This is a genomic window from Thermococcus sp. CX2 (assembly GCF_012027555.1).
In the GTDB taxonomy this organism is placed as follows: Archaea; Methanobacteriota_B; Thermococci; order Thermococcales; family Thermococcaceae; genus Thermococcus.
In genome coordinates, this window is sequence record NZ_SNUQ01000009.1 from 1 (window position 1) to 417 (window position 417).

The following is a 417-nucleotide window of genomic DNA, read 5'->3' on the forward strand; positions in this document are numbered from 1 at the left end:
GGTAAAACATCCGAAGTAGAAATTGCTCACTTTAAGTGCACCAACTGTGGCCATGTGGATATCTTCCCTCGTTGCCCCCAGTGCGGGAGTGATGCAAAGCTTCTCTATCACTGCCCTAAGTGTGACTTTGAATCTATTTTAGATACTACCTGTCCAAAGTGTGACATAGAAATGAAAGCATACAAAAAGAGAAGGATAAACCCATCAGAACTCTTAAACCAAGCAATGAAAAATGTTGGAATTTATACCCTCGATAAGCTCAAAGGCGTAATGGGTATGAGTTCCGCTCATAAAATACCAGAGCCCCTTGAGAAAGGAATATTACGAGCAAGAAATGATGTATATGTATTCAAAGATGGAACAATAAGGTTCGACGCAACTGATGCGCCTATAACCCACTTTAAACCTAAGGAAATA

1 pseudogene is annotated in these 417 nt (G+C 40.3%); it reads left to right on the forward strand.

What is annotated here, in order from left to right:
• A pseudogene (locus E3E23_RS09895) lies at positions 1–417 on the forward strand (DNA polymerase II large subunit); the annotation flags it as partial.